Raw genomic sequence first — 22881 nt, forward strand, 5'->3', positions numbered from 1 at the left:
GCGGAAGTAGTTCAGTGGTAGAACACCACCTTGCCAAGGTGGGGGTCGCGGGTTCGAATCCCGTCTTCCGCTCCAAACGTGCCGGGGTGGCGGAACTGGCAGACGCACAGGACTTAAAATCCTGCGGTAGGTGACTACCGTACCGGTTCGATTCCGGTCCTCGGCACCATTATTTCTCTCACGGGAAATAGCTTTAGCTTGATTGAGTACTACGTTCGGGACGAAGGGTCGCTCACTTAAGATTCTGTTTTCCTGATTATTATATGTATGGGGCCTTAGCTCAGCTGGGAGAGCGCCTGCTTTGCACGCAGGAGGTCAGCGGTTCGATCCCGCTAGGCTCCACCATTTTTATATTATACTTTTGGCGGTGTAGCTCAGCTGGCTAGAGCGTACGGTTCATACCCGTAAGGTCGGGGGTTCGATCCCCTCCGCCGCTATTATTTTTTTGCAATTTTATAATGGAGGGGTAGCGAAGTGGCTAAACGCGGCGGACTGTAAATCCGCTCCCTCAGGGTTCGGCGGTTCGAATCCGTCCCCCTCCACCATTTATAGGGGCATAGTTTAAAGGTAGAACTAAGGTCTCCAAAACCTTCAGTGTGGGTTCGATTCCTACTGCCCCTGTTTCAATTACATCATGGGCCTATAGCTCAGCTGGTTAGAGCGCACGCCTGATAAGCGTGAGGTCGATGGTTCAAGTCCATTTAGGCCCACTTCAATAGAGTAACTGTTTAAAACCGAGTCGATATGATTCGGTTTTTTTATTTGATTTTACCCGTTTTGGAAAGCATAAAGGAAAAGAGTTTTGGAGGAAGACATTATGCCTGAACTGCCGGAAATGGAAAACTATAAGATTCATTTAAGTCAAATGATTGCAGGTAAAACCATTACCGATGTCCAAGTTAACCGTGAAAAATCAATAAATGTGAATCCCGAACTTTTTAAAAGGACCGTACTTAATCAAAAAATAACCACCATCAATCGAAGGGGTAAACACCTTCTTTTTCACCTCCAAAATGGGCAGGTTCTGTTATTGCATCTAATGCTCGGGGGATGGATGTTTTATGGACAGGAAGCAGATAAACCTAAACGAACCATACAGGTTCAGCTTTCTTTCGGAAATGAACATTTATACTTTATTGGTCTGCGTCTGGGGTATCTTCATTTATATTCCCAACAGGAAGCAGAAGAAAAACTATCCCATCTAGGGCCGGAACCACTGAACAGCAGTTTTACATTGGAGGAATTTATTAAACGAATTGGCAGCAAGCATGGGCGTTTGAAGACCACACTTTTGGATCAGGAGTTTATTTCAGGAATTGGCAATTGCTATTCTGCTGAAATCTGCTTTGATGCAGAAATTTTACCAACGAAAGACATTGATGACATTAATCCACCTAGCCGTTCTCAATTGTTTCAATCGATGAAAAAAATTCTCCAAGTGGCCATTCAAAATGGAGGTTACATGGAAAATCCGATTTTCAAGGGTGATAAAAAAACGGGCGGTTTTAATCCACTATGCCAAGTATACGATCGCGAGGGAGAGAAATGCCGACGTTGCGGGGCAACAATCAAAATGGAAACAATCTCTTCCCGAAAAACTTTTTATTGTCCAGTATGTCAAAAGTAGAACTGTATCCTGCCGATTTCCGGCGGGTTTTTTTATTAAAAGAAAAAATTAGCCAATTTGTCAAAATTATTGTTTCCGAATTCGTTTAAATGTACTATACTATATACAAATAAGTATAGCACATTTGAATATATATAACATATTTATTGTGAATAAGGTGGTGCTAATGATTAAACTCACCAAGCGTCAGGATGAAATTCTGCAGATTGTAAAGGAAAATGGCCCGATAACCGGTAAAGAAATTGCAGAGAAACTTTCTGTTACTAGAGCGGCATTAAGACCAGACCTTGCAATCTTGACCATGTCCGGCAGTCTGGATGCCAGACCGCGTGTAGGCTATTTTTTTAATGACAAATTAGAAGTAAAACGGCAGGCGAAGAAGTTTATTCAGCAAAAGGTATCCGATTTTAAGGCTCATCCAATCGTGGTTGAAAAATCAACTTCTGTTTATAATGCGATTGTCCAGTTGTTTCTCGAGGATGTTGGAACACTTTATGCGGTGGATACAGAAGGAAATTTGGCAGGAGTGATTTCCCGAAAGGATTTGCTCAGGGCTGCACTTGGGAACAAAAATCTGCAGGAATTGCCCGTAAGTGTCATTATGACAAGAATGCCTAATATTATCACGATTAATTCAGAGGAAACCTTGCTCGAAGCGGCCAAAAAAATGATTAATTTTCATATTGACTCCTTACCGGTAGTAAAGGAAGTCAATCATAAAAATAATACATATTTGTTGTTAGGGAGAATTACCAAAACGACAATAACAAAGTCCTATTTAGAATTTATGGAAGAAAAATAGATTAAGGGGAGTTGCTGCGATTTTGGTACAAAAGGAAGTTGTCTACGTAGTATCTGACTCGGTTGGTGAAACGGCTGAGTTTGTTGTTAAAGCGGTGGCAACACAGTTTAATGGTGGACAGGTAGAAATTCGCCGAAACTCATATGTAGACGACATTGAAGACATTGAAGATGTGATTATTTTGGCAAGAAAGGACCATTCCATCATTGCCTATACCATCGTCATTCCAGAATTAAAAGATTATTTAGATAAGCGTGCCAAGGAAGAGGGGATAATGGCAGTTGACCTCCTCAACCCATTAATGAATGCATTTACAACAAGGTTTAATAAACAGCCCCACCACCAGCCTGGCCTAATGAGAAAATTAGACGAAGAATATTTCCGCAAAATCGAGGCGATTGAATTTGCCGTGAAATATGATGATGGACGTGACCCAAGAGGCATTATGAAGGCCGATATTGTTTTAATCGGTGTGTCCCGGACTTCAAAAACGCCGCTGTCTATGTACCTTGCCCATAAGCGTTTTAAAGTGGCCAATGTGCCGTTAGTTCCAGAAGTGCCTCCACCAGATGAACTTTTTAAAATACCGAGAAAAAATTGTATTGGTTTAATTATTTCACCAGATAAATTGAACGAAATTCGCACTGAGCGCCTAAAAGCACTTGGACTGGGCTCAAAGGCGAATTATGCAAGCTTCCAGAGAATTCTCGACGAACTAGATTATGCCGAAAAAATTATGAAACGTGTAGGCTGTCCAATCATAAATGTTTCGAATAAAGCGATTGAAGAAACTGCAGGATTAATTTTAGACGTTTTGAAAAAAGAGAGGAGCTTTTAAATCATGGGAAAATTCGTTTATTTATTTAATGAAGGCCATGGCAACATGCGAGATTTACTTGGGGGAAAGGGAGCGAATCTAGCAGAAATGACAAGAATCGGCCTGCCGGTTCCTTATGGTTTTACCATTACAACGCAAGCTTGTAATGCTTACTATGAATCTGATAAAACCATTCCAGCTTTAGTAGAATCACAGACATTAGAGGCGTTAAGACTTTTGGAAGAAAAAATGGACAAAAAACTCGGTGACCCGCAGAATCCTTTACTTGTTTCTGTTCGATCCGGTTCCGTTTTTTCTATGCCTGGGATGATGGATACCATTTTAAATCTAGGGATGAATGACGAAACTGTTGTGGGTTTGGCAGCATTAACGAATAATCCACGATTTGCTTACGACTCTTATCGCCGTTTCATTCAAATGTTCAGCAACGTGGTCCTTGAGATTGATACGTATTATTTTGAACAATATTTAGAAGAGACTCGCGAACACAAGGGGTATACCTCTGACCCTGATATGACTGCTGAAGACTGGAAGGAAGTCATTGTTGGCTATAAGGAAATTGTCAAAAAGCATACGCGTAAGGACTTCCCGCAAAATCCGAAAGAGCAGCTTTTCCTTGCCATCAATGCGGTATTCAATTCTTGGAATAATCAACGGGCGATTGTTTACCGCCGCTTAAATAAGATTCCCGATCATCTGGGTACAGCTGTAAATATTCAAAGCATGGTGTTTGGTAATATGGGGAACGACTCAGGTACAGGTGTTGCATTTACAAGAAATCCTTCCACCGGTGAGCATGTTCTTTATGGGGAATACTTAATAAACGCTCAAGGTGAAGATGTTGTTGCCGGTATCCGTACCCCACAGCCAATTGCCACCCTTAAGGACGAAATGCCAGGCGTTTACCAGCAGTTTTCGGACACATGCCATAGCCTTGAGCAGCATTACAAGGAAATGCAGGACATTGAATTCACAGTGGAACGCGGGAAGCTGTTCATCCTTCAAACACGGAACGGAAAACGTACCGCCCAAGCAGCTATCCGCATAGCGGTTGAGATGGTGGAGGAAGGAATTATCGATAAAAAGACAGCGCTGCTTCGTGTTGATCCTGACCAATTAAACCAACTGCTGCACCGCCGAATCGATGACAAAGCTGAAAGAAGAATATTAGCTAAAGGCTTGCCGGCATCACCAGGCGCTGCTACCGGCCGGGTTGTTTTTGATGCCGATGAAGCGGAGCAATTAGGAAATGAAGGTAAAAAAGTTATCCTTGTTTCTCCTGAAACCACTCCAGATGACATCCATGGTATGGTTGCAGCACAAGCTATTTTAACTAGCCGCGGTGGAATGACAAGCCACGCTGCCGTGGTTGCCCGCGGTATGGGGAAAGCTTGTATTTGCGGCTGTGAAGCCTTAAAGATTGACATGAAAGCAAAACAATTCAGTGTGGGTGACACGGTTGTTAAACATGGCGATATTATCACGGTTGATGGTTCAACAGGTGAAATTATGCTTGGTGAAATCCCAATGATCGACCCTGAATTATCTGAAGAGTTCCAGCAGCTTCTTGCTTGGGCAGATCAAGAACGCAAAATAGGTGTTCGTGCCAATGCCGATAATCCAGAGGATGCCAAGAAATCATTTGAATTCGGTGCAGGCGGAATTGGATTATGCCGGACAGAGCATATGTTTATGGATTTAAAGAGGATTCCAATCGTTCAAAAAATGATTTTAGCAGAAACCTATAGTGAGAGAATGGAAGCACTTGAAGAACTTTTACCGATGCAGCAAGGTGACTTTGAGGGGATTTTCGAAGCAATGCAAGGACTACCTGTAACGATTCGTTTATTGGATCCACCGCTTCATGAATTCTTACCAAATAAAGAAGAACTTTTAGTAGAAGTAACAAAGCTGCAAATTCTCAATCCGGATTCTGAAGAGTTAAAGCAAAAAGAACTGCTGCTGAAAAAGGTTCGCCAGTTGGATGAGTTCAATCCAATGTTGGGCCACCGCGGCTGCCGTCTTGGCATGATACATCCGGAAATTTATGATATGCAGGCAAAGGCGATTTTCTACGCTGCTGCTAGAGTAGCGGAAAAGGGCTTGGTAGTCCAGCCTGAAATCATGATTCCACTTGTTGGCCACGTCAATGAATTGAAGCAAATGCGCCAGTTGGTTGTCGATGCTGCTGTACGTGTCCAGGAAGAAACGGGCAAGGTCATTAACTACACGATTGGTACGATGATTGAGATTCCACGGGCTGCGCTTACTGCAGACCAAATAGCCGAGGAGGCTGATTTCTTCTCCTTCGGAACCAATGACTTAACGCAAACAACATTCGGCTACAGCCGTGATGATGCAGAAGGGAAATTCCTGCAGGCATACATTGAAAACAAGGTACTGCCAGAGAATCCGTTTGCTGTTCTTGACCAGGATGGTGTTGGTAAGCTTGTGGAAACCGGCGTTAAGCTTGGCCGAGCAACAAAACCTTCTTTAAAAACAGGCATTTGTGGGGAACATGGCGGAGAGAAAAGCTCAATAGATTTCTGTTACCGGACTGGTTTGGATTATGTCAGCTGCTCGCCATACCGGGTACCGCTAGCACGTTTGGCTGCTGCACAGGCCACCATTCGCCATGAGGCAAATCGGGAGGAAGTTTATACAACTGCATAGGTTGAGTGAGAGGGCGGCACTGTTTAAGGTGCCGTTCTTTTTTGTCCCTTATCCGTTTTGTTTTGATTCGCTGATATAACGCTTAAATTCGCCGATAGAAGTCCAGAATTCGCCGATAGAACCTTGAAATTCGCTGATAGACCTGTAATATTCGCCGATAGCAGGTTTGCGCGTAGACAAAAATTCTTTAAACCAAAAAATTTATCCAAAGAACACAATCTTTTTAAACGAAACTTGGTTTTTATAAGGGTTTACCGTTATATTTTTTGCAAATACTATGAAAAAACTTTAAAGGGGCCATAAAAATGGGGGCAATTGAACGCAGCGGCTTTCGGTTTGTGCCGGAATACAGTGTAATCCAGCAAAATGGAGCGATTCACGTCTACAGTAAGGATGAGTTTATTGAGGAAATCCAATTTCAGTTTGCTGGGAAGTTTCCGGAATTGGACCAAATTGAAGAATTAGTGGATAAGTATTGCGAGTTACATAATATTTAGGGAACGCTTGTTCGTTTTGGTTTTTAATGGTATAATCTAAATTGCAATAGAATAGGACTTCTCAAGGGTGGACGGCACATCTCCGAATGAAAGGGGGTGATGCTGTTTGACAGTATTTCAGGCCTTGATGTTAGCTGTCTCGTTTGCCAGCCTGATTATTACAATTCTGTCTTTTCACCAAAAAAAATAATCCACCCTTGAGCCGGCAAGCATAAGCGGTGGATTTTTGCCCTTCTTTTGCCGAATCCCGATGGGAACCAGCTATTGCATGGCCGAGCGAGTACCTGTCGTCATGCTCGGTCTTTTTTACTATATGCACTTCTTACTGAACATTATACATAACATTTTTGCAAAAAGAAAGAAAATATCTATATTAAAGAAGGGATTTATATGAGCAAGCTCGAAGCTATTTACCCTCAAGCAATTGAACATACGAAACAAAAAGTATTGCAGGATATGGAACGTTATTTTGAATACAGTGAAACGCTGCCTTCTTTTGAGCAATACCTGGCAGACAGAGGCCAGTACATTGGACAAATTTGGATCAATGTGTGGCTAAACAAAGTAACGAATGATGTCTCGAAAAATGAAAAGAAGCAATTTTTGAGTGAAAAAGAATATGAGGTCCAGGGTGTTGACCGAAAGCTGATTAACAAGCTTTTTCGTGATGAAATGAGGTTGTATCAGCCTTTCGATACGCTTACCTGGGTTATTGAAAACTTTAAAGGACATGAGGAAGATTGGCAAACACGCTTTGAGCAGGCAAAAGAAAACTTCCTTATTAGGGAGCAAGAAAGGCTGCTTGAAGAAGAAAAAGCAGAATTTCGTGAAGCAATAGAAGACGAAGCAGCTGCCATAGTCGAAGAACAATATACTCGTTTTTACTTATATGTACGCCAATTCACAGCAAAGCAATTGGCAGCCGATTTTGAATCGAGTGCAAAATTTCAGTCTATAGATCGTGCAGCTCTGGAGGAGAAATTAGTCTCAGAAGGTTCGTTTAATTCGTTTTCATATCAAACGGTTGCTGATTTTTTCGAGGAATTGACCGGTGATATCCATAAACCTCCTCACGAGTGGGGGCGAAGCTATTTTGAATATGAGACCTACTACTATGTATATGAAAGCTTGATTTCGGATTATCTTTCAGAATTACTGCCTAATAAAGTATTACAGGCATTGCCTGCGGATTTGAAAGATAGGTATCATGAGACTTTTACTAAGCCGCTCACGGCAGCATTTGTTAAAGAATGTATGATTAATGTGATTTATGATGTAATTGGTTATTATTTAGAGGACATCCAAGAAGAATACGTTGCCGACTTATTGAAGCTTGTCGATATCCCATTTGATGAGGAAGTTCACCAGAAGCTGCTTGATCAAGATTTAGAGGAAAGAGAAAGAAAACGGGCAGAAGAGCTGGCAGAGCTGGACAGGAAAAGGGCCGAGGAAGAACGGATCATGAGGGATATTTTCGGTACGGAATATGACCCTTCCCTTAACTTACGTCACATCCGCTATGTCCTGCATATTGGCGAAACAAACACAGGCAAAACACATCATGCCTTAGAGCGGATGAAACAGGCCGAGAGTGGCCTCTATTTAGCTCCACTAAGACTTCTGGCACTTGAGGTATTTGATAAATTGAATGCTGAAGGCACACCGTGTAACCTGAAAACAGGAGAAGAAGAGAAGGTTGTCCTTGGTGCTGGCCATATTTCCTGTACGGTTGAAATGTTTCATGAAAAGGAATATTACGAAGTCGTCGTGATTGATGAGGCTCAGATGATAACCGATAAGGACCGCGGCTTTTCTTGGTATAAGGCCATCACCAAAGCAAATGCGGAGGAAGTCCATATCATTGGCAGCCGCAATTCGAAGGAAATGCTGCTTGAGCTTTTAGGTGATTCCGATATCACGATTAATGAATATAGCCGAGATACCCCTCTTGAGGTGGAATCGAAGGAATTTCATATTAAACATATTAAAAAAGGGGACGCTCTTATTTGTTTTTCAAGAAGACGGGTATTGGAAATGGCATCTCGGCTGCAAAATGACGGCCATTCGGTCAGCATGATATATGGCAGCATGCCCCCGGAAACAAGGAAAAAACAAATTCACCTTTTTAATGAAGGAAAAACAAAGGTGATTGTCGCGACGGATGCCATCGGGATGGGCTTGAACCTGCCGATTCGACGGATTGTTTTTCTCGAAAATGAAAAATTTGATGGAACGAGAAGGCGGCTTTTAAATTCTCAGGAAGTGAAACAAATAGCTGGCCGTGCCGGACGGAAGGGGATTTATGATGTCGGTAAGGTGGCCTTTACTAATGATATTAAAAAAATGAAGAATTTACTCTTGCAGGAGGATCGTCCGGTCCAGACGTTTGCTATCGCTCCCACGTCGTCCGTCTTTGAACGTTTCCAACGCTATTATCATGATTTGGATACATTCTTTGTACTGTGGGAAAAATTTGAAAGCCCAAAAGGGACGAAGAAGGCTTCCTTGTCAGAGGAAAGGTCACTATACAGAAAAATTGCTGGGAGTGAAATCGAAGCGCGATTGACACTGACAGACTTGTACGGCTTTTTGCATCTGCCGTTTTCCAAAAATGAACAAGCTCTTGTGAAGCAGTGGGAAGATACCATGTATGCAATTGTTCAGGGGAAGGAGCTTCCGGAACCAATTGTAAAGGAAGGCAGTCTAGAGGAACTGGAATTAAGCTATAAAGCAATCGGTCTCCATTTATTATTTTTATACCGGTTGGGTGAGCGGACCGAAGCTAGCTATTGGGAACGTCTGCGTGAGGAAATCAGTGACAAGGTCCAGGAAAGGTTGAAAACCGACATCAAGAAATTTGTTAAAAAGTGCAAGAACTGCGGCAAAAAGCTTGCCTGGGACCATCCATTTCCAACCTGTGATGCTTGTTACCGTGCTCGGTTTAAAAAATATTGGCATGATGAGGATGAGTTTTAATTTTAAAAGGCCTGTTTTGGGGGCCTTTTTTATTTTGCCCGAGGAGGAAGAGGCAAGGATGTTAGCAGTAAAAATAGGGCGTTTATTTTGCCGATATTAGTATTTTAAGCTAAATTGCCCATATGATGTTAAAAAGGAGGGGGATTTATGACTGTTCATGTGGTTCAAACCGGAGAAGATTTATGGGCTATTTCAAACAAGTATAGTGTTCCAATTGAATCCATTCTCAATCTTAATGGGCTGGTAGCCGCATCTGTCGTTGTTCCAGGCCTTGCCCTCTACCTTCCAGATAACCTTCCTCATATTAGATTCTATCGAATTAAAGCGGGTGACCAAATTGGGAATTTGGCTTTTCAATTTCATACGGTTCCCTCCTCTATTTTAGCTGCAAACCCAGGTATTCAACCAGATCAACTTCATATTGGTCAAATCGTTAATATTCCATCTCCACTTAAATTACAAATGGCTGCCCTCGGATTTATTTTGCCATCTTCTGAAAGCGCTAATATAATTACCTTGAATTCGATTGCCGGTCAGCTAAGCTATCTTGCTGTTGTAGCATATTCTTTTACTGACGATGGATTTGCCTATAGGGAAATAGAGGATGCAGTACTTGTCGCAAGATGTAAACAATTAAAAATAAAACCGCTATTAATGATCCGAAATTTTACAGGTGCCGGCTTTAGTGCGGATTTAGCAGGCAGGGTCCTTGAAAACATCACATTTCGGCGAAATTTAGTAGCTAGCATTCTAAACCTTGTTAAGCAGCGGGGATATGAAGGGGTGAGTATTGATTTTGAATTTATTCCTCCGGCAAGAAGGAGGGATTTTATTTCTTTTTTAACAGAATTAAAAAGGGGTTTAGATGGCCTTTTTCTCCACGTGAATGTTCATGCAAAAACAGAGGATATCCCAACTAATCGAATTATTGGGGCTTATGACTATGCGGCAATCGGACAGGTGGCCGATATGGTTGCAGTTATGACAATTGATTATGGATATCCCGGCGGCCCGCCGGCTCCTATTGCCCCTATAACATGGATGGAGCAGGTCATTCAGTATTCCATCACTCAAATACCCCCAAAGAAACTGCAAGTGGCCATGGCCTTGTATGGATATGATAAAGCAATCAGGACGAATGCCACAAAAGCTATGTCCGTTCTTTCCGCCCAGAATCAGGCAATCTCAACTGGTTCTTCTATTCAAATTGACCTTTCTGCCAAATCGCCATGGTACCGCTATTGGCATGGAGTGGAAGAACGGATTGTCTGGTTTGAAGATATCAGGAGCTTGATTGAAAAGTATCGATTGCTTGATATTTATCAATTAGCTGGAACGACATTTTGGCAAATCACCCTCCCATTTCCACAAAATTGGGCTTATATAAGGGACCATATAGCTGTTATAAAAACTTAATAGATTTGTCCAGTTTACCTATGTACAATTATTTTTAAGAGGTTTTGGACAAACTCTAAGGAAAAAAGAAAGGATGGAAATTTATTGCTCATAAGATTTCATTTTTCCTTCTTGATATTATTTTCCGCTATTAATTACATAGATCAAGACAGGGTTATTGCGGAAAGTAAGTCTGTAGTAATAGAAAGTCAGATTAAGGAGCTAATGAGTAATTCCCTTACAATGCAAGGGGCAATTGCTGGAATTAGTATCAGGTCAGCAGCAGATGGGAAAATGATTTATGAATATAATGGAGATGTGCGTCTCCGCCCTGCCTCCAATATGAAGCTGCTAACAGCCGCTGCTGCACTGAAAGTTTTAGGAGAGGACTATACCTTTCCAACCGAAATACATATCGATGGTCCCGTTAAAAAGAAGACACTTGCTGGGAATCTTTATATAAAGGGAAAAGGTGACCCCACCTTGACGAAAGAGGATTTTGACAACCTGGCTAAAGAAATTCGGAAGCATGGCATTACAAAGATAAAAGGAAACCTGATAGGTGATGATTCCCACTTCGATGATGTCCGGTACCCCCTTGACCTGCCATGGAGTGATGAAACGACTTATTACGGGGCACAGATTTCAGCACTGACAGCATCACCAACTACAGACTACGATTCAGGGTCAGTAGAAGTGATCGTGACACCAAGCTCCAAAGAAGGAGAAAAGCCGAAGGTAAAAATTACTCCGGAAACCAGCTATGTAAAAATAGTCAATCATGCTGTAACAGTTGGAGAAAATGAGAAAAAAGAAATTACCATCAAACGGAAACATGCAAAAAATACGATAACCATTGAAGGCACCGTCCCCATAAAAACAAAAGCAGTCAAAGAATGGGTGGGCGTTTGGGAACCTACGAGGTATGCATTGACGCTTTTTAAACAATCATTGGCAGAACAAGGTATTAAGGTTTACGGGAAAATCAAAACAGGTACGGTGCCTGATACTGCCATACTCATGACAACTCACAAGTCGATGCCATTGTCAGAACTTCTTGTCCCATTTATGAAGCTTAGCAACAATGTTCATGCTGAGGTGTTGGTAAAGGAAATGGGAAAGGTTGTTCTCGGTGAAGGCTCTTGGGAAAAGGGGCTTGAGGTTTTGGAGTCGGAAATGGTGAAGTTCGGGTTAAATCCGAAAACGATGGTCATCCGTGACGGTTCAGGCGTCTCTCATGTTGATTTAATTCCAGCAAACGAAATTTCCAAACTGCTATTTGCCGTCCAAAAGGAAACGTGGTTCTCTTCTTATTTAATTTCATTACCGGTAAGTGGTGTTCCTGAAAAAATGGCTGGCGGGTCGCTTCGCTATCGGTTGAAAACCGCAGATGTTCGAGGAAGGGTAATAGCAAAGACTGGGACTCTTTCCACTGTCAGTTCTTTATCCGGCTATGTAACAACAAAAAACGGTCAAATATTGATTTTTTCAATCATTTTAAACAACCTGATGGATGAAGATAAAGGGAAGAAGCTGGAAGATGAGTTTGTTAAAATATTGGCGAATCAGTAATGAACAGGCAGTGAAACTGTGGATTCACTGCCTTTTTATATCACTTCTTAATCGTAGTTTTGCTTAAATGCTCTTCCCGAAATTTATCTAAACACTTTTTGCAGATGCAATCTTTTCTTATACTTTCGGCAGGAACTAATTCAAGAATTTCGTTGGGAAATACCTCGGCATCACACCAGCAATTGCCATGTTCTCCCGCACCCGACATACATCCGTTAGCTTCACCGCAAATTGGGCAATATTTATTAGCCAATTTTAAACTCTCCTCTCTATATGTCTTTTATTTAATTTATATCATTTTGGTTTATGAAAATGTTATTTTAATTCTTTTTTTAATGCTTCAATCGCCGTTAATACCTTTCGCTTGTTCTCTTCGTCATTCATATTGTTCCGGGCATGAAGCAGCACCGGTCTCACGGACTCGACCGAACGGCCAAAATCATACATCCACTCATAGCGGGGTACTAGCCAGGTATGGAAATGGTGGGTAGTGTCCTCGTTGTAAAAGTAATAAACATACTCAATACCAAGCGTAGCTCTTTGGGCTTTTCTGATTTTTGTTAGTAGATTAATATAATCGAGTTTTTCTGCATCTGTCAGTTCATCAAAGCATTTAATATGTCGCTTCGAAGCCAAGATAACCAAGCCTTCAATGGGATAGGCGACATCCTGATGGGCATGAAAATGTTCGGTTTCAATAATGACCCCGCCATCCGGATGGATCAGCCCGCTCGTTAAGGCACAGCTTAAGCATTCTACTTCTACTGTTTGACCATTTGAAAGAGTAATAGTTCGCATATCGGCTCCTTAGAAAAGTAGTATCCAACCAATATTACACTAAACATGGAAAAAAGAATAGATTTTTCCAACTGTGTGCCATCTAACATAAAGCGTGGGGGAGTTACTAACAAGTATTTTCTATTGATTTCCCACCTGCGAAAGAATGTATAATAGAGAAAAAAGCATTCACACGGGAGAGAACAATGAAACCGGCAAATAAACAGGATCAGCTTCTTTCCGAGCGCTTCGAGGTTGCCTTTAATCAGGTTCATAATGCGCTTCGGGATATTGTCCAGATTAATGATGAAAGATTTGTTGTTTTAGTGAAGGTAGGAGCAAAAAAGTATCAAGTCATAGAAACTTTTAAAAAGGATTTGGAGCAATATGCCAGACTTCGGAATGCGATTGTTCACGAAAAGATGGAGGTTGGCTTCTATATTGCAGAACCCAATGCTAAAGTGGTCCATCATATTGAAAAAATTGCTAATATCTTAAGCAGGCCGAATTACGCCCTTACGATTGCAACCAAGAACGTTGTTTTCTTTGATGAAAACGATAGTATTTTAAAGGTAACGGCTGCCATTAAACAGTATGGATATTCGAAGTTTCCGATTTATAAAAATCAAAAATGCATAGGCCTTTTGACCGCTGGTTCGATTATGAAATGGATGGCACAGCGTATGGAAAGCGGCATCGTCAATCTGGCGGATGTTCGGATTGCAGATATTATGATGGTTGAAAAGAAACAGTCAATAGAGTTCATTTCAAAAGAAATTAATTTATTCCAGGTGGAAAACATTTTTGAAAAGGCTCATAAAAAGAAGAATAAATTAGAAGCAGTCGTGATCACGGAAAATGGAAATGCGGGTGAAAAGCCGCTTGGCATTATTACACCATGGGATTTAATTCAGATTGATTATACGGTTGATTAATAAAGGGTGCTCTAAAAAAGCACCCTTTTCCGATATTTTAAAAATCAAATTCGCTTAACTGGTCCATATGACTGGCAATCATCGCAATGATGGTGCTCGCCTCTTCTTTGCTAAAAATAAAATGCGATTCATCCTTGATTAACTCGTCCTCGGTTGTCCAAATTCGGTTTACCCGCTTCAGTACACCGTCACCGGTTTCCTGAACCACGCCAAACTGATAAGTTACTTCCACTTCATCCTCATGTTTGAAGGCTGTTACCTCTGGGGTGGACCATTCGACGTCAATTTCTTCAAAAATTTCATCCCGGTTTATTTGTGCGCCTTCAAAATACTCCTCGTCATCATCCGCCATTTCAAATTCATCTTCTTCACAATATTCATCATCTGATTGAAGATAAACCCCATCATCGGTAAAATGGTCCTCGCCGTTTATGTAATCATGGAGACTTTCATGTACCTCATCGACAATCTCCTCAATGTCTGAAAGAATGATTTTTGCAGTATGACCACTGTCAACATCGAAACTGTCAATATAAAATTCTTCGTTTTGCGGGTCAAAAAACAGCGTACAAAAGTAATCTCGGTCCAGTTCCTCAGTATCAACATCTGCGGTCTCCACAAAAAACTCAACCCTAGGATGCTTGGCAGCTCTCTCAATCTTCATGTGGCCAGCTTGATCGTATTCTTCACAAATCGATTCAAGATGATCCTGTAATTCACTGCAAACTCGGTCAAACCATTCTAACGACATCAAACATCCCATCCCTTCAAGTTTAATCGAGGTTATTATGTCCGAGTTTCCAAAATATATTTCATGAAGGTAAAATGAGTACTAACGTAGAATTCTGGTAGAAGGAATTTTTTAATAGAAAGGTGATCTAGATGGCTAAGCCTCCAAGCGGAGAGCGTCTGCTTAAGTTGCGGGAAATTTTATTTAATGAAACAGATGAAACGAATGAGCTTTCAATGGGAGAAATCATTGAAAGACTTCGTCAGGAGTTTGGGACGGGTTTTGAATTTGAACAGCGTGCCATTCTTCGTGACGTCGAGGATTTAACTAACCAGCGTTTCGAAATATTTGTTACCAGGGGTGCTGCTGGGAAGAAATATTACAGTCATAAAAATAAGCGTTTCGAGCAGTACGAATTGAGACTTTTAATTAACGCTATCCTTTCAGCACGTTTTATTACAAAAAAAGAGGCAGAACAGTTGATTGAGAAGGTGAAGGGTCTGACCAGCAAGCATCTTGCAGCCAAGCTTCCGAATCCGACACATTATGAAAGTTCGATTCGCAGTACCTACCAGCAGCTGCGGTACGAAATTGACCAAATTCAAATTGCAATTAATGAAAATTTAAAAATTAAGTTTCAATATGGCAAATACGATATTGATAAAAATTTTGTCCTCCAGCGCAATGGTGAATTTTATGAGGTCAGTCCGCACGCACTCATTTGGAAAAATGATTATTACTATTTGATAGGGATCTTAAACGGTGAGGAGAAGTTCCGCCATTTCCGGGTAGACCGAATGCGGAATGTCCAATGCACGGAGGATTTTTTCCTTAAGGCTGATATCAATATCTCTGATTACATTAACAAATCCTTTAATATGTACGCTGGCAAAGAACAGTGGATTACACTGAAGTTTAAACAGTCCTTGGTGAATGTCATGATCGATTACTTTGGGCTTGGTGCCGATATGAAAAAAATTGATGAAGAATTTGGCTGGCTTAGGGTAAAAGCAAACAGAAGCGAGGGTCTTGTCCGCTGGCTCCTTAACTGGGGAAGTGATGTAAAGGTGCTTGAGCCTCAGGATTTAGTGGAAGAAATAAAAGCGGAAATTCAAAAAATGAATCAAACCTATGAATAGAGGATGGTCTTAAAGCCCGCCTCTTTTTTAGGTTCACCAAAAATGGTAAACCATTTGGAAGGAAATGTGAGATAATAAAATGTAACTAATTGTAAATTGATACAAGGAGATTTTTTTATGGAATCTTTAGTAAAAGAACTTAATGAAATTTGTATGAGAGATCCCTTTCGCGAGAAAATTGTCATTGTCGATTCTCATACAATTGGCGAACAAATAAACGAAGCCTTCATAAAAAAAGACTTCCAGGCGGTTAATCTTAAATATCGGACGGTTTTGGATCTGGCCAGGAGCCTAGTGGAACTGAATGCAGACCAGCCTGCGGAAATGCTTGACCAGACGGTGGGGGTACATTTTACGTATACACTGCTCAAAAGATTAAAGGAACAGGGGGCTCTCCATTATTTTTCAGGAATGGAGATTACCCCGTCCTTCAGCCATGCCATTTTCTCGGCAATTCAAACATTGCGGCTCTCGGGTTATACCAAAGAGACTTTGAATTTGAACGCATTTGTGGCACCAGCCAAAGCCGAGGACATGGCTGAAATTCTTGCCGGATATGAAGAGCTTTTGCAAGCCAGTACATTCATCGACAGAGCTGCCCTGTTAACTAAAGCAATGGAATATGCCCTAATTGATGAAAAGAAATTGTTTATTCTGCAGTCTAATTTACAGTTGTCACAACTCGAAGAACATTTTCTTGAAAAAATTCTGCCAGAAAACACCGCTAAACTGCCACTGGCACCCGTTTTCGGGCTCGATTTACCTGAGCGGACAAGCTTGAGTTCTGTTCGCTGGGGTGAGCCCTCACCACTTAGCTATCTTTATCAACAGGATAAGGCAGGCGGTAAGCCCGATTTGCATATTTTCACTGCCAAAACGGAAGAACTGGAATTGAAACAAATTCTGGAGCAGATCAAAAAGTCCAAATCTTCGCTTGATGAAAATGTCATCTACTATACGAGCGCTGATTCCTATGTTACCCTTTTTTATCATTTGTCCCAGCGAATAGACCTTCCGGTTACTTACGGGGAAGGGCTGCCGATTTCCTTCAGCCGTCCCGGCCGTCTGGTTTCAGGCCTGCTTGGGTGGATTCAGTCGAACTATAGTGTAAAAGCATTTCTTGATTTATTAAATGAAGGGCTCCTCGAATTGGATGATGAGGCCCCGTCAAAAACAAGAATGGCCAGGATTTTAAGGGATTTACAGATTGGTTGGTCAGAGGAGAGGTATGGGGCATGTCTAGCTGCGGAAATCGAAAATTTAAACTCTGAAAGCCCATACTATGAAACTCGATTAAAGGAATTTTCATGGTTAAAGCAGTGGTTCTCTTCCATTTTCAGAAAGCTGCCGGCCTTTGATTTAACAATCAACTATAAAAAATGCTTAACAGGTATTGCTCATATTTTAAAAAATTTCAGCAAAACCAGCTCAGGTTTAGATGAGATTAGTAAAACTGCATTGCTGGAGGAGATTGAAAAAATTATTCCATACGCAGACGAAGCCTTGCCTAAATATGACGTAATTGAAAAAGTGAAGGATTTGCTGCTGTCGATACGTGTTCAGCAATCAAGACCGAAACCGGGGCATCTACATGTAACCTCCTATAAAAATGGAACTTACAATAATCGCGCTAACGTGTTTTTTGTGGGTCTCGATAATAAAAAGTTTCCAGGTAATGCCGGTGAGGACCCGCTGCTCTTAGATTTGGAACGGAGAAAACTTAGCAGGAGCCTGCCACTGCGGAGCGAAAAGGGCCAGGTCAATTTATATACCTTATTGCAGGTAATGGCACAATCTGCTGGAACCGTAACAGTCAGCTATTGTCATTTTAATATCAATGATAACCGTGTCACGAATCCGGCATTTGTGGTGCTGCAATGTTACCGCCTTATGACTGGAGATCAAAATACAGACTTTAAAGCATTAAAATTACTTCCAACCTCCATCATTGCAGGCGATATTTTGGATGATAAAGATTACTGGAATGAAAAATTAGCCAGCAATCAGCCTGTCCGATTAACAGGTGGAATTCTTGGGTGTTTTTCCAATGTTGAGCAGGGGATAGCGGCGGAAATCAAGCGGAATTCAAGTGGATATTCGGAATTTGACGGCCTTGTACAGCTTGACGCGAATGAGGATGACCCGCTCCTTAATCAGAAGAAAACGATGAGCGCCGGAAAACTTGAAACGCTTGCCAAGTGTCCATATTCTTATTTCTTAAAAGAAGTGCTGCGCGTCAAACCAATTGAGGAAATTTCGTTTAATGCCAACAAATGGCTGGATCCTGCCTCAAGGGGAAGTCTCCTGCACAGCATCTTTGAAAATTTTTATAAGCAGTTAAAAAAGGAAAATGTGAAGCCTTCATATGCGCTTCATTTAGACAAGCTTATAGCGTTAGCAACTAGTTTAATTGAGCAGCAAAAGGAAATGCTGACGCCGCCGAATGAACGCATTTTTTTAAGGGAAATGAATGATATTCTGGAATGCTGCAAAATTTTTCTTAAGGAAGAGGAGCGCCATAGCGAAGACTATGAGGCGATTGACTTTGAATATTCCTTTGGAATAGGCGGGAAAGAACCTGCAGTCATCAAGCTTCCTTCAGGAAAATTGAGGATTTCCGGTATCATTGACCGTGTGGATAAGTCAAGTGACGGAACCTACCACATTATTGACTACAAAACAGGAAGCACCTACGGATATAAGAAAAATGGCGCATTTAAAGGCGGCCGTCAGCTTCAGCATATGATTTATGCTTTGGCGATTGAGCAGCATCTTCAGCTTGGTGAGGGGGCCGTCGAAGAAAGCTCCTATTATTTCCCAACCGTAAAGGGGATGGCCGAGCGATTTACCAGGAAACAGGATGCCACCCTCAGAACCAATGGGTTAGATATTTTGGAAAAATTAATTGATGTAATTAAACATGGACATTTTGAAATGACGGATGACGTAGAGGATTGCAAGTACTGTGAATTTAAGCTTGTCTGCCGCCGCCATTTTTACAATCAAGATACCCTTGAAATGAAACAATCTAACCAGAAGCTAAAGGGGGTGCGGGCCTATGACTAAGGTGGTATTTGACCAAGCTGCCCGCGAAAAAATTAAGCATGAACTTGGAACGAATTTTTTGGTGGAAGCAGGCGCCGGTTCAGGGAAAACGACAAGCCTTGTGGACCGGATGGTCAACCTTATCTATACCGGAAGTGCTGCGATTCACCAGATTGTCGCCATTACCTTTACCAGGAAAGCTGCAGATGAGCTGAAGGTCCGCTTTCAAGCTAAATTAGAAGAGACTTGGAATAAGGAAACGGACCTTGATGCGGAATTCCGTTTGGGAGAGGCCTTGAAAAATATCGAACGCTGCTTTCTTGGCACTGTTCATTCCTTTTGCGCCAAGCTGCTAAGGGAGCGGCCAATTGAGGCAAAATTGGACTTAACCTTTAAGGAACTTGAGGAGTCGGATGATGCCGATGTTTTGGAGGAAGCATGGCAAAAGCATCTCCAAGATTTGATGGATTACGACTCCGGTCCGCTTGAAGAAATGGAACGATTAGGTATCTCAACGGATAACCTGTTTCCGTGGCTAAAGGATGTAAAGGAATATTCTGATGTAGAGTGGGTCTCAGAATCTGTACCGAAACCAGAGATGCTCGCGGACTACCAATCTTTTATGAATATCATTAGAGAAGCACGGAAAAGCGTACCGGAACAGGAGCCGGAAAAGGGCTATGATACCCTGCAAAAGACGATTTTGCTAGCCGTGCAAAGGGAAAGGTTTTTGGATTCTCCGAAGGAACCGGACATCATTGGTATTTTTAGCTTATTCGATAAGAATTTAAAGCCAACCTATAACCGCTGGCCGTCCAAGGAAGATGCCAAATTTTACGAAGAGAAAATTTCATCCGAATTCGCGGTGAAAATCAAGCCTCTAATTCAAGCCTGGAAGGAATATTGCCATCCTAAGATTATTGCCTTTCTCAAGGGTGCGGTTCAGACATACGAACAGCTAAAAAAAGAACGCTCCTTGTTAAATTTTCAGGACCTAATGATGCATACATCCAGGCTGCTGAAGGAAAACACTGAGGTCCGCAGTTATTTTCAAGGAAAGTACCGTTACCTGCTCGTCGATGAATTTCAGGATACCGATCCCCTGCAGGCAGAGATTATGTTCTATCTAACCGGTGAGGACCCGCATGAGAAAAACTGGACAAGCTGCAAACCAAAACCGGGCTCGCTTTTTGTCGTCGGGGACCCAAAGCAGGCCATCTATCGTTTCCGCCGGGCCGATATTGACACGTATAATCGAGTCAAACAATTAATTGAGGAGCATGGCGGGGAAGTGCTGCAGCTGACGACGAACTTTCGTACCTTAGATTCGGTGACAACCGAATTAAATACGGTTTTTGAACGTCATCTGCCAGAAGTGGAAACCAATTACCAAGCGGCATACCGTCCATTGATCTCTTATCACGTAGATTCGGGAAACGAATTTTCAGGCGTAAAGCGGTTGACCGTTCCGGCAGATTTTTCTAAGAAAGAGGAAGTCATCCATAAGGATGCCGAAAATATTGCGCTTTCGATTCGGAATCTTATCGAGCAAGGACATCGGGCACGGGATTTTATGGTGCTGACCAGATACAATGACGGGGTTGCTGTTTATGCGAAAGTTTTAGAGGAGTCCGGCATTCCTGTCAGTATCAGCGGCGAGGTTATTCTTGGTGAAACGAGAGAGTTTCAGGATCTATGGATTCTCTTAAAATCCTTCCTCGACCCAACGGATGAGGTAAGCTTTGTTGCCGTCCTCCGGGGGATTTTCTTTGGAATCAGTGATGATGAATTGTATCAATGGAAGCGGGCCAAAGGGCGGTTTTCACTGTATACGGATATTCCAGCAGATTTGTCTCCAGATGTTAAGGATAAATTTGAAACTGCCATTATGAAGCTGCTATCTTATCAAAAGATGATTCGCAATCTGCCGCCAACAGCTGCGATTGAAATAATTATCGAGGATGTCGGTTTCTACCCCTTGCTATTAATGAATGAACGTGACAAACGAACCTATAAAAGCCTGCTGCAAATGCTTGAGGCCTTGAGAAAACAGGAGGCGGGAGGAAAGACAACCTATAAGCAGGTGATAGAAACCCTTACTGAAATGATTTTTGAAAAATCGGTTGTCGCCAATTTGGAAGAAGAAGCAGATGCCGTGCGCATCATGAATGTCCATAAGGCAAAGGGACTTGAGGCACCGATTGTCTTTTTAGCCCATCCTGCCAAGTCGGTTAGCCCAGAATCGTTTTTATCAAAGCACATTAAACGCGAGGACCTGATTTCAAAAGGGTACTTCATGTTTAATGTGGATAACGGCTACCAGTCCCGGGAGGCGGCGATTCCCAAGGAGTGGGAGATTCATAAAGCGGAGGAGCTAAAATACCTTACGGAGGAAGAGCTTCGGATCATTTATGTGGCCGCCACCCGTGCGGAGAAAGCTCTGATTATCAGCTCAAACGGGAATAACAAGAAAAACCCATGGAATATTCTGTTTGCGATGGAAGCGATCGAGGAACTCGAGGTTCCTGAAATAGATGTCTGGGACAATAGGACTGTACCAAAGGAAATCACCCTCAGTGAATTCCAAGCAAAAACTTCAAGTAAGCTTGCTTGGCTTGAACCAAGCAAAATGAAGTCCTACGATCATTGGACGCCAACAAAGGACAAGGATTATTCAGAACTGACGATTAAGCGAGAATCCGGCGGCGGCAAGGAATGGGGCACGGTTGTTCATGATGTTTTTGAAAAAGCGGTCCAGGGCCATGATGGTACGGATTATATTAAAATTGCGTTAACCAAACATGGATTGGCTGAAGAAAAAGAGACGGAAGTCACGGCCTATTTAGACCAATTTAAAAATTCCTCCCTTTGGGACGAGCTGCGGACGGCAGATGAGGTTCTTACGGAAGTGCCATTTACCTTTAAAGTGGTTAAAGGCCACCCGCTTTATTCACAGATTACCGAGGGTCCCAAGGACGAGCATCCTTTCTATGTAAAAGGGGTCATTGACCTAATTTATAAAAAGAATGACAAATGGACCATTGTCGATTATAAGACGGACCGGGCTGTCCGTGAGGAGGATTATGAGAAGCTTCGTGACTTTTATAGCAGCCAGCTCGCCTTTTATAAGGGAGCATGGGAGGAACTGACTAGAGAAGCGGTTGGCCAGCAATGTCTTTATTTCCTTGCACCGAATCGGATATTTTTCAAAAAATAGTATGATTCAAAGTAAAAAGCGGCCGCTTAAAAGACGGCCGCCTTTTTTGTGTATACTAGTTATTTAACTCAATCATTACTGGGTCAATAAGCCGTTCTCGAATTCTTCAATTCGGCTGCGGACTAGAGCCGGCACTGGCCGGGTTGTTTTTGTTTTAGCATCATAGCTGACGTAAATAATTTCGGCTAAAAGAATTGGGTCTGTTTCACCATCTCTAGTAATCATGCAGTTTAAGGTCAAACTTGTGTTACCGATCTTGGACATTTTACACCAAATGTTCAGCCAGTCATTCAATTCTGCTGACTTTTTAAACTCCAAAGTAGATTTTGCCAGAACAAAATCAAAATCGGCCTCTTCAAAGTCTAACTTCAATCCCTCATGGAAATATTCAGTAACAGCAACATCTATATAAGTCATATAGTGAGCGTTAAAAACAATCTTCTGACCGTCAATTTCAGAATAGCGGACCTTCAGGCGATGTGAAAAACGAAAATCATTAACCATTGTAAACCACCTTTTTTAAATTTTGATAAGGATGATTCCCTCAAATCTATTTATTCTGTTAATTCCTTTCATTTCCTTTTTTTGAAGGTCTTTTTATATATCAAATGATCGAGGAAATTCTAAATTAGGAATTTTTGCATAAATTGAAATAAGA

The 22881-nt window shown here is 41.8% G+C and carries 17 protein-coding genes and 7 tRNA genes; 20 read left to right on the plus strand and 4 right to left on the minus strand.

Annotated elements, in window-relative coordinates; genetic code table 11:
* The 16 genes from KHB02_RS15340 (at nucleotide 1) to dacB (ending at nucleotide 12380) form a co-directional block, all read left to right on the plus strand.
* Nucleotides 1-75 (plus strand) — tRNA-Gly (locus KHB02_RS15340).
* Between the two features lie 5 nt (nucleotides 76-80).
* Nucleotides 81-169, plus strand: a tRNA-Leu gene (locus KHB02_RS15345).
* Between the two features lie 100 nt (nucleotides 170-269).
* A tRNA-Ala gene (locus KHB02_RS15350) sits at nucleotides 270-345 on the plus strand.
* 18 nt (nucleotides 346-363) lie between these two features.
* Nucleotides 364-437, plus strand: a tRNA-Met gene (locus tag KHB02_RS15355).
* Nucleotides 438-460: 23 nt separating this feature from the next.
* Nucleotides 461-545 (plus strand) — tRNA-Tyr (locus KHB02_RS15360).
* Between the two features lie 5 nt (nucleotides 546-550).
* Nucleotides 551-621 (plus strand) — tRNA-Trp (locus KHB02_RS15365).
* Nucleotides 622-636: 15 nt separating this feature from the next.
* A tRNA-Ile gene (locus KHB02_RS15370) sits at nucleotides 637-710 on the plus strand.
* 107 nt (nucleotides 711-817) lie between these two features.
* A complete protein-coding gene (mutM, locus tag KHB02_RS15375; RefSeq protein WP_213148189.1) occupies nucleotides 818-1627 on the plus strand; it encodes a bifunctional DNA-formamidopyrimidine glycosylase/DNA-(apurinic or apyrimidinic site) lyase in 810 nt (269 codons plus the stop codon).
* Nucleotides 1628-1793: 166 nt separating this feature from the next.
* Nucleotides 1794-2429, plus strand: coding sequence for a transcriptional regulator CcpN (ccpN, locus tag KHB02_RS15380; RefSeq protein WP_213148190.1), 636 nt, complete (start codon nucleotides 1794-1796; stop codon nucleotides 2427-2429).
* Between the two features lie 22 nt (nucleotides 2430-2451).
* Nucleotides 2452-3267 (plus strand): pyruvate, water dikinase regulatory protein, encoded by an 816-nt coding sequence (locus KHB02_RS15385; protein ID WP_213148191.1) that lies wholly within the window; start codon nucleotides 2452-2454, stop codon nucleotides 3265-3267.
* A gap of 3 nt (nucleotides 3268-3270) precedes the next feature.
* On the plus strand, nucleotides 3271-5940 hold the full coding sequence (gene ppdK, locus KHB02_RS15390; protein ID WP_213148192.1) for a pyruvate, phosphate dikinase: 2670 nt from the start codon (nucleotides 3271-3273) through the stop codon (nucleotides 5938-5940).
* A gap of 305 nt (nucleotides 5941-6245) precedes the next feature.
* The gene (locus KHB02_RS15395; protein ID WP_213148193.1) at nucleotides 6246-6437 is read left to right on the plus strand and encodes a YbxH family protein; all 192 of its coding nucleotides are present in this window, start codon (nucleotides 6246-6248) and stop codon (nucleotides 6435-6437) included.
* A 106-nt stretch (nucleotides 6438-6543) separates the two neighbouring features.
* Entirely contained in the window at nucleotides 6544-6627 is an 84-nt protein-coding gene (locus KHB02_RS30045) for a putative holin-like toxin (RefSeq protein WP_372447649.1), read from the plus strand.
* Nucleotides 6628-6827: 200 nt separating this feature from the next.
* The gene (locus KHB02_RS15400) at nucleotides 6828-9413 is read left to right on the plus strand and encodes a DEAD/DEAH box helicase (protein WP_213148194.1); all 2586 of its coding nucleotides are present in this window, start codon (nucleotides 6828-6830) and stop codon (nucleotides 9411-9413) included.
* A 147-nt stretch (nucleotides 9414-9560) separates the two neighbouring features.
* Nucleotides 9561-10829: a glycosyl hydrolase family 18 protein gene (locus KHB02_RS15405; RefSeq protein WP_213148195.1), complete on the plus strand. Its 1269-nt coding sequence runs from the start codon at nucleotides 9561-9563 to the stop codon at nucleotides 10827-10829.
* Nucleotides 10830-10913: 84 nt separating this feature from the next.
* Complete coding sequence (dacB, locus tag KHB02_RS15410) at nucleotides 10914-12380, plus strand: D-alanyl-D-alanine carboxypeptidase/D-alanyl-D-alanine endopeptidase (protein WP_213148196.1); 1467 nt, start codon at nucleotides 10914-10916, stop codon at nucleotides 12378-12380.
* A gap of 40 nt (nucleotides 12381-12420) precedes the next feature.
* Here dacB and KHB02_RS15415 read toward each other — a convergent pair whose 3' ends face one another.
* Nucleotides 12421-12633, minus strand: coding sequence for a cysteine-rich CWC family protein (locus tag KHB02_RS15415; protein ID WP_213148197.1), 213 nt, complete (start codon nucleotides 12631-12633; stop codon nucleotides 12421-12423).
* Nucleotides 12634-12695: 62 nt separating this feature from the next.
* Entirely contained in the window at nucleotides 12696-13178 is a 483-nt protein-coding gene (locus KHB02_RS15420; protein WP_213148198.1) for an HIT family protein, read from the minus strand.
* Nucleotides 13179-13363: 185 nt separating this feature from the next.
* On the opposite strand from KHB02_RS15420, the gene KHB02_RS15425 reads away from it, so the two are divergent.
* Nucleotides 13364-14092, plus strand: coding sequence for a CBS domain-containing protein (locus tag KHB02_RS15425; RefSeq protein ID WP_213148199.1), 729 nt, complete (start codon nucleotides 13364-13366; stop codon nucleotides 14090-14092).
* A gap of 37 nt (nucleotides 14093-14129) precedes the next feature.
* On the opposite strand, the gene KHB02_RS15430 is transcribed toward KHB02_RS15425, so the two are convergent.
* Nucleotides 14130-14843 carry a hypothetical protein gene (locus KHB02_RS15430; protein WP_213148200.1) on the minus strand — a complete coding sequence of 238 codons (714 nt, stop codon included), beginning with the start codon at nucleotides 14841-14843 and terminating at the stop codon, nucleotides 14130-14132.
* A 131-nt stretch (nucleotides 14844-14974) separates the two neighbouring features.
* On the opposite strand from KHB02_RS15430, the gene KHB02_RS15435 reads away from it, so the two are divergent.
* The 3 genes from KHB02_RS15435 (at nucleotide 14975) to KHB02_RS15445 (ending at nucleotide 22223) form a co-directional block, all read left to right on the plus strand.
* Nucleotides 14975-15961, plus strand: coding sequence for a helix-turn-helix transcriptional regulator (locus KHB02_RS15435; RefSeq protein ID WP_213148201.1), 987 nt, complete (start codon nucleotides 14975-14977; stop codon nucleotides 15959-15961).
* Between the two features lie 117 nt (nucleotides 15962-16078).
* On the plus strand, nucleotides 16079-19027 hold the full coding sequence (locus tag KHB02_RS15440) for a PD-(D/E)XK nuclease family protein (protein WP_213148202.1): 2949 nt from the start codon (nucleotides 16079-16081) through the stop codon (nucleotides 19025-19027).
* Complete coding sequence (locus tag KHB02_RS15445; RefSeq protein WP_213148203.1) at nucleotides 19020-22223, plus strand: UvrD-helicase domain-containing protein; 3204 nt, start codon at nucleotides 19020-19022, stop codon at nucleotides 22221-22223. The genes KHB02_RS15440 and KHB02_RS15445 overlap by 8 nt, the downstream gene beginning before the upstream one ends.
* Before the next feature lie 75 nt (nucleotides 22224-22298).
* On the opposite strand, the gene KHB02_RS15450 is transcribed toward KHB02_RS15445, so the two are convergent.
* Nucleotides 22299-22727 carry an acyl-CoA thioesterase gene (locus KHB02_RS15450; protein WP_213148204.1) on the minus strand — a complete coding sequence of 143 codons (429 nt, stop codon included), beginning with the start codon at nucleotides 22725-22727 and terminating at the stop codon, nucleotides 22299-22301.
* Nucleotides 22728-22881 lie beyond the last annotated feature (154 nt).

Origin of the sequence: Neobacillus citreus, assembly GCF_018343545.2 — a bacterium.
GTDB lineage: Bacteria > Bacillota > Bacilli > Bacillales > Cytobacillaceae > Neobacillus > Neobacillus citreus.

Bases quoted from the DNA above. Each gene is read 5' to 3' on its own strand.
- KHB02_RS15425 (WP_213148199.1), top strand. From the start codon at position 13,364: ATGAAACCGGCAAATAAACAGGATCAGCTTCTTTCCGAGCGCTTCGAG.
- ppdK (WP_213148192.1), top strand. From the start codon at position 3,271: ATGGGAAAATTCGTTTATTTATTTAATGAAGGCCATGGCAACATGCGA.
- KHB02_RS15405 (WP_213148195.1), top strand. From the start codon at position 9,561: ATGACTGTTCATGTGGTTCAAACCGGAGAAGATTTATGGGCTATTTCA.
- KHB02_RS15430 (WP_213148200.1), bottom strand. From the start codon at position 14,843: ATGTCGTTAGAATGGTTTGACCGAGTTTGCAGTGAATTACAGGATCAT.
- KHB02_RS15420 (WP_213148198.1), bottom strand. From the start codon at position 13,178: ATGCGAACTATTACTCTTTCAAATGGTCAAACAGTAGAAGTAGAATGC.
- KHB02_RS15435 (WP_213148201.1), top strand. From the start codon at position 14,975: ATGGCTAAGCCTCCAAGCGGAGAGCGTCTGCTTAAGTTGCGGGAAATT.
- KHB02_RS15440 (WP_213148202.1), top strand. From the start codon at position 16,079: ATGGAATCTTTAGTAAAAGAACTTAATGAAATTTGTATGAGAGATCCC.
- ccpN (WP_213148190.1), top strand. From the start codon at position 1,794: ATGATTAAACTCACCAAGCGTCAGGATGAAATTCTGCAGATTGTAAAG.
- KHB02_RS15450 (WP_213148204.1), bottom strand. From the start codon at position 22,727: ATGGTTAATGATTTTCGTTTTTCACATCGCCTGAAGGTCCGCTATTCT.
- mutM (WP_213148189.1), top strand. From the start codon at position 818: ATGCCTGAACTGCCGGAAATGGAAAACTATAAGATTCATTTAAGTCAA.
- KHB02_RS15445 (WP_213148203.1), top strand. From the start codon at position 19,020: ATGACTAAGGTGGTATTTGACCAAGCTGCCCGCGAAAAAATTAAGCAT.
- KHB02_RS15395 (WP_213148193.1), top strand. From the start codon at position 6,246: ATGGGGGCAATTGAACGCAGCGGCTTTCGGTTTGTGCCGGAATACAGT.
- KHB02_RS15400 (WP_213148194.1), top strand. From the start codon at position 6,828: ATGAGCAAGCTCGAAGCTATTTACCCTCAAGCAATTGAACATACGAAA.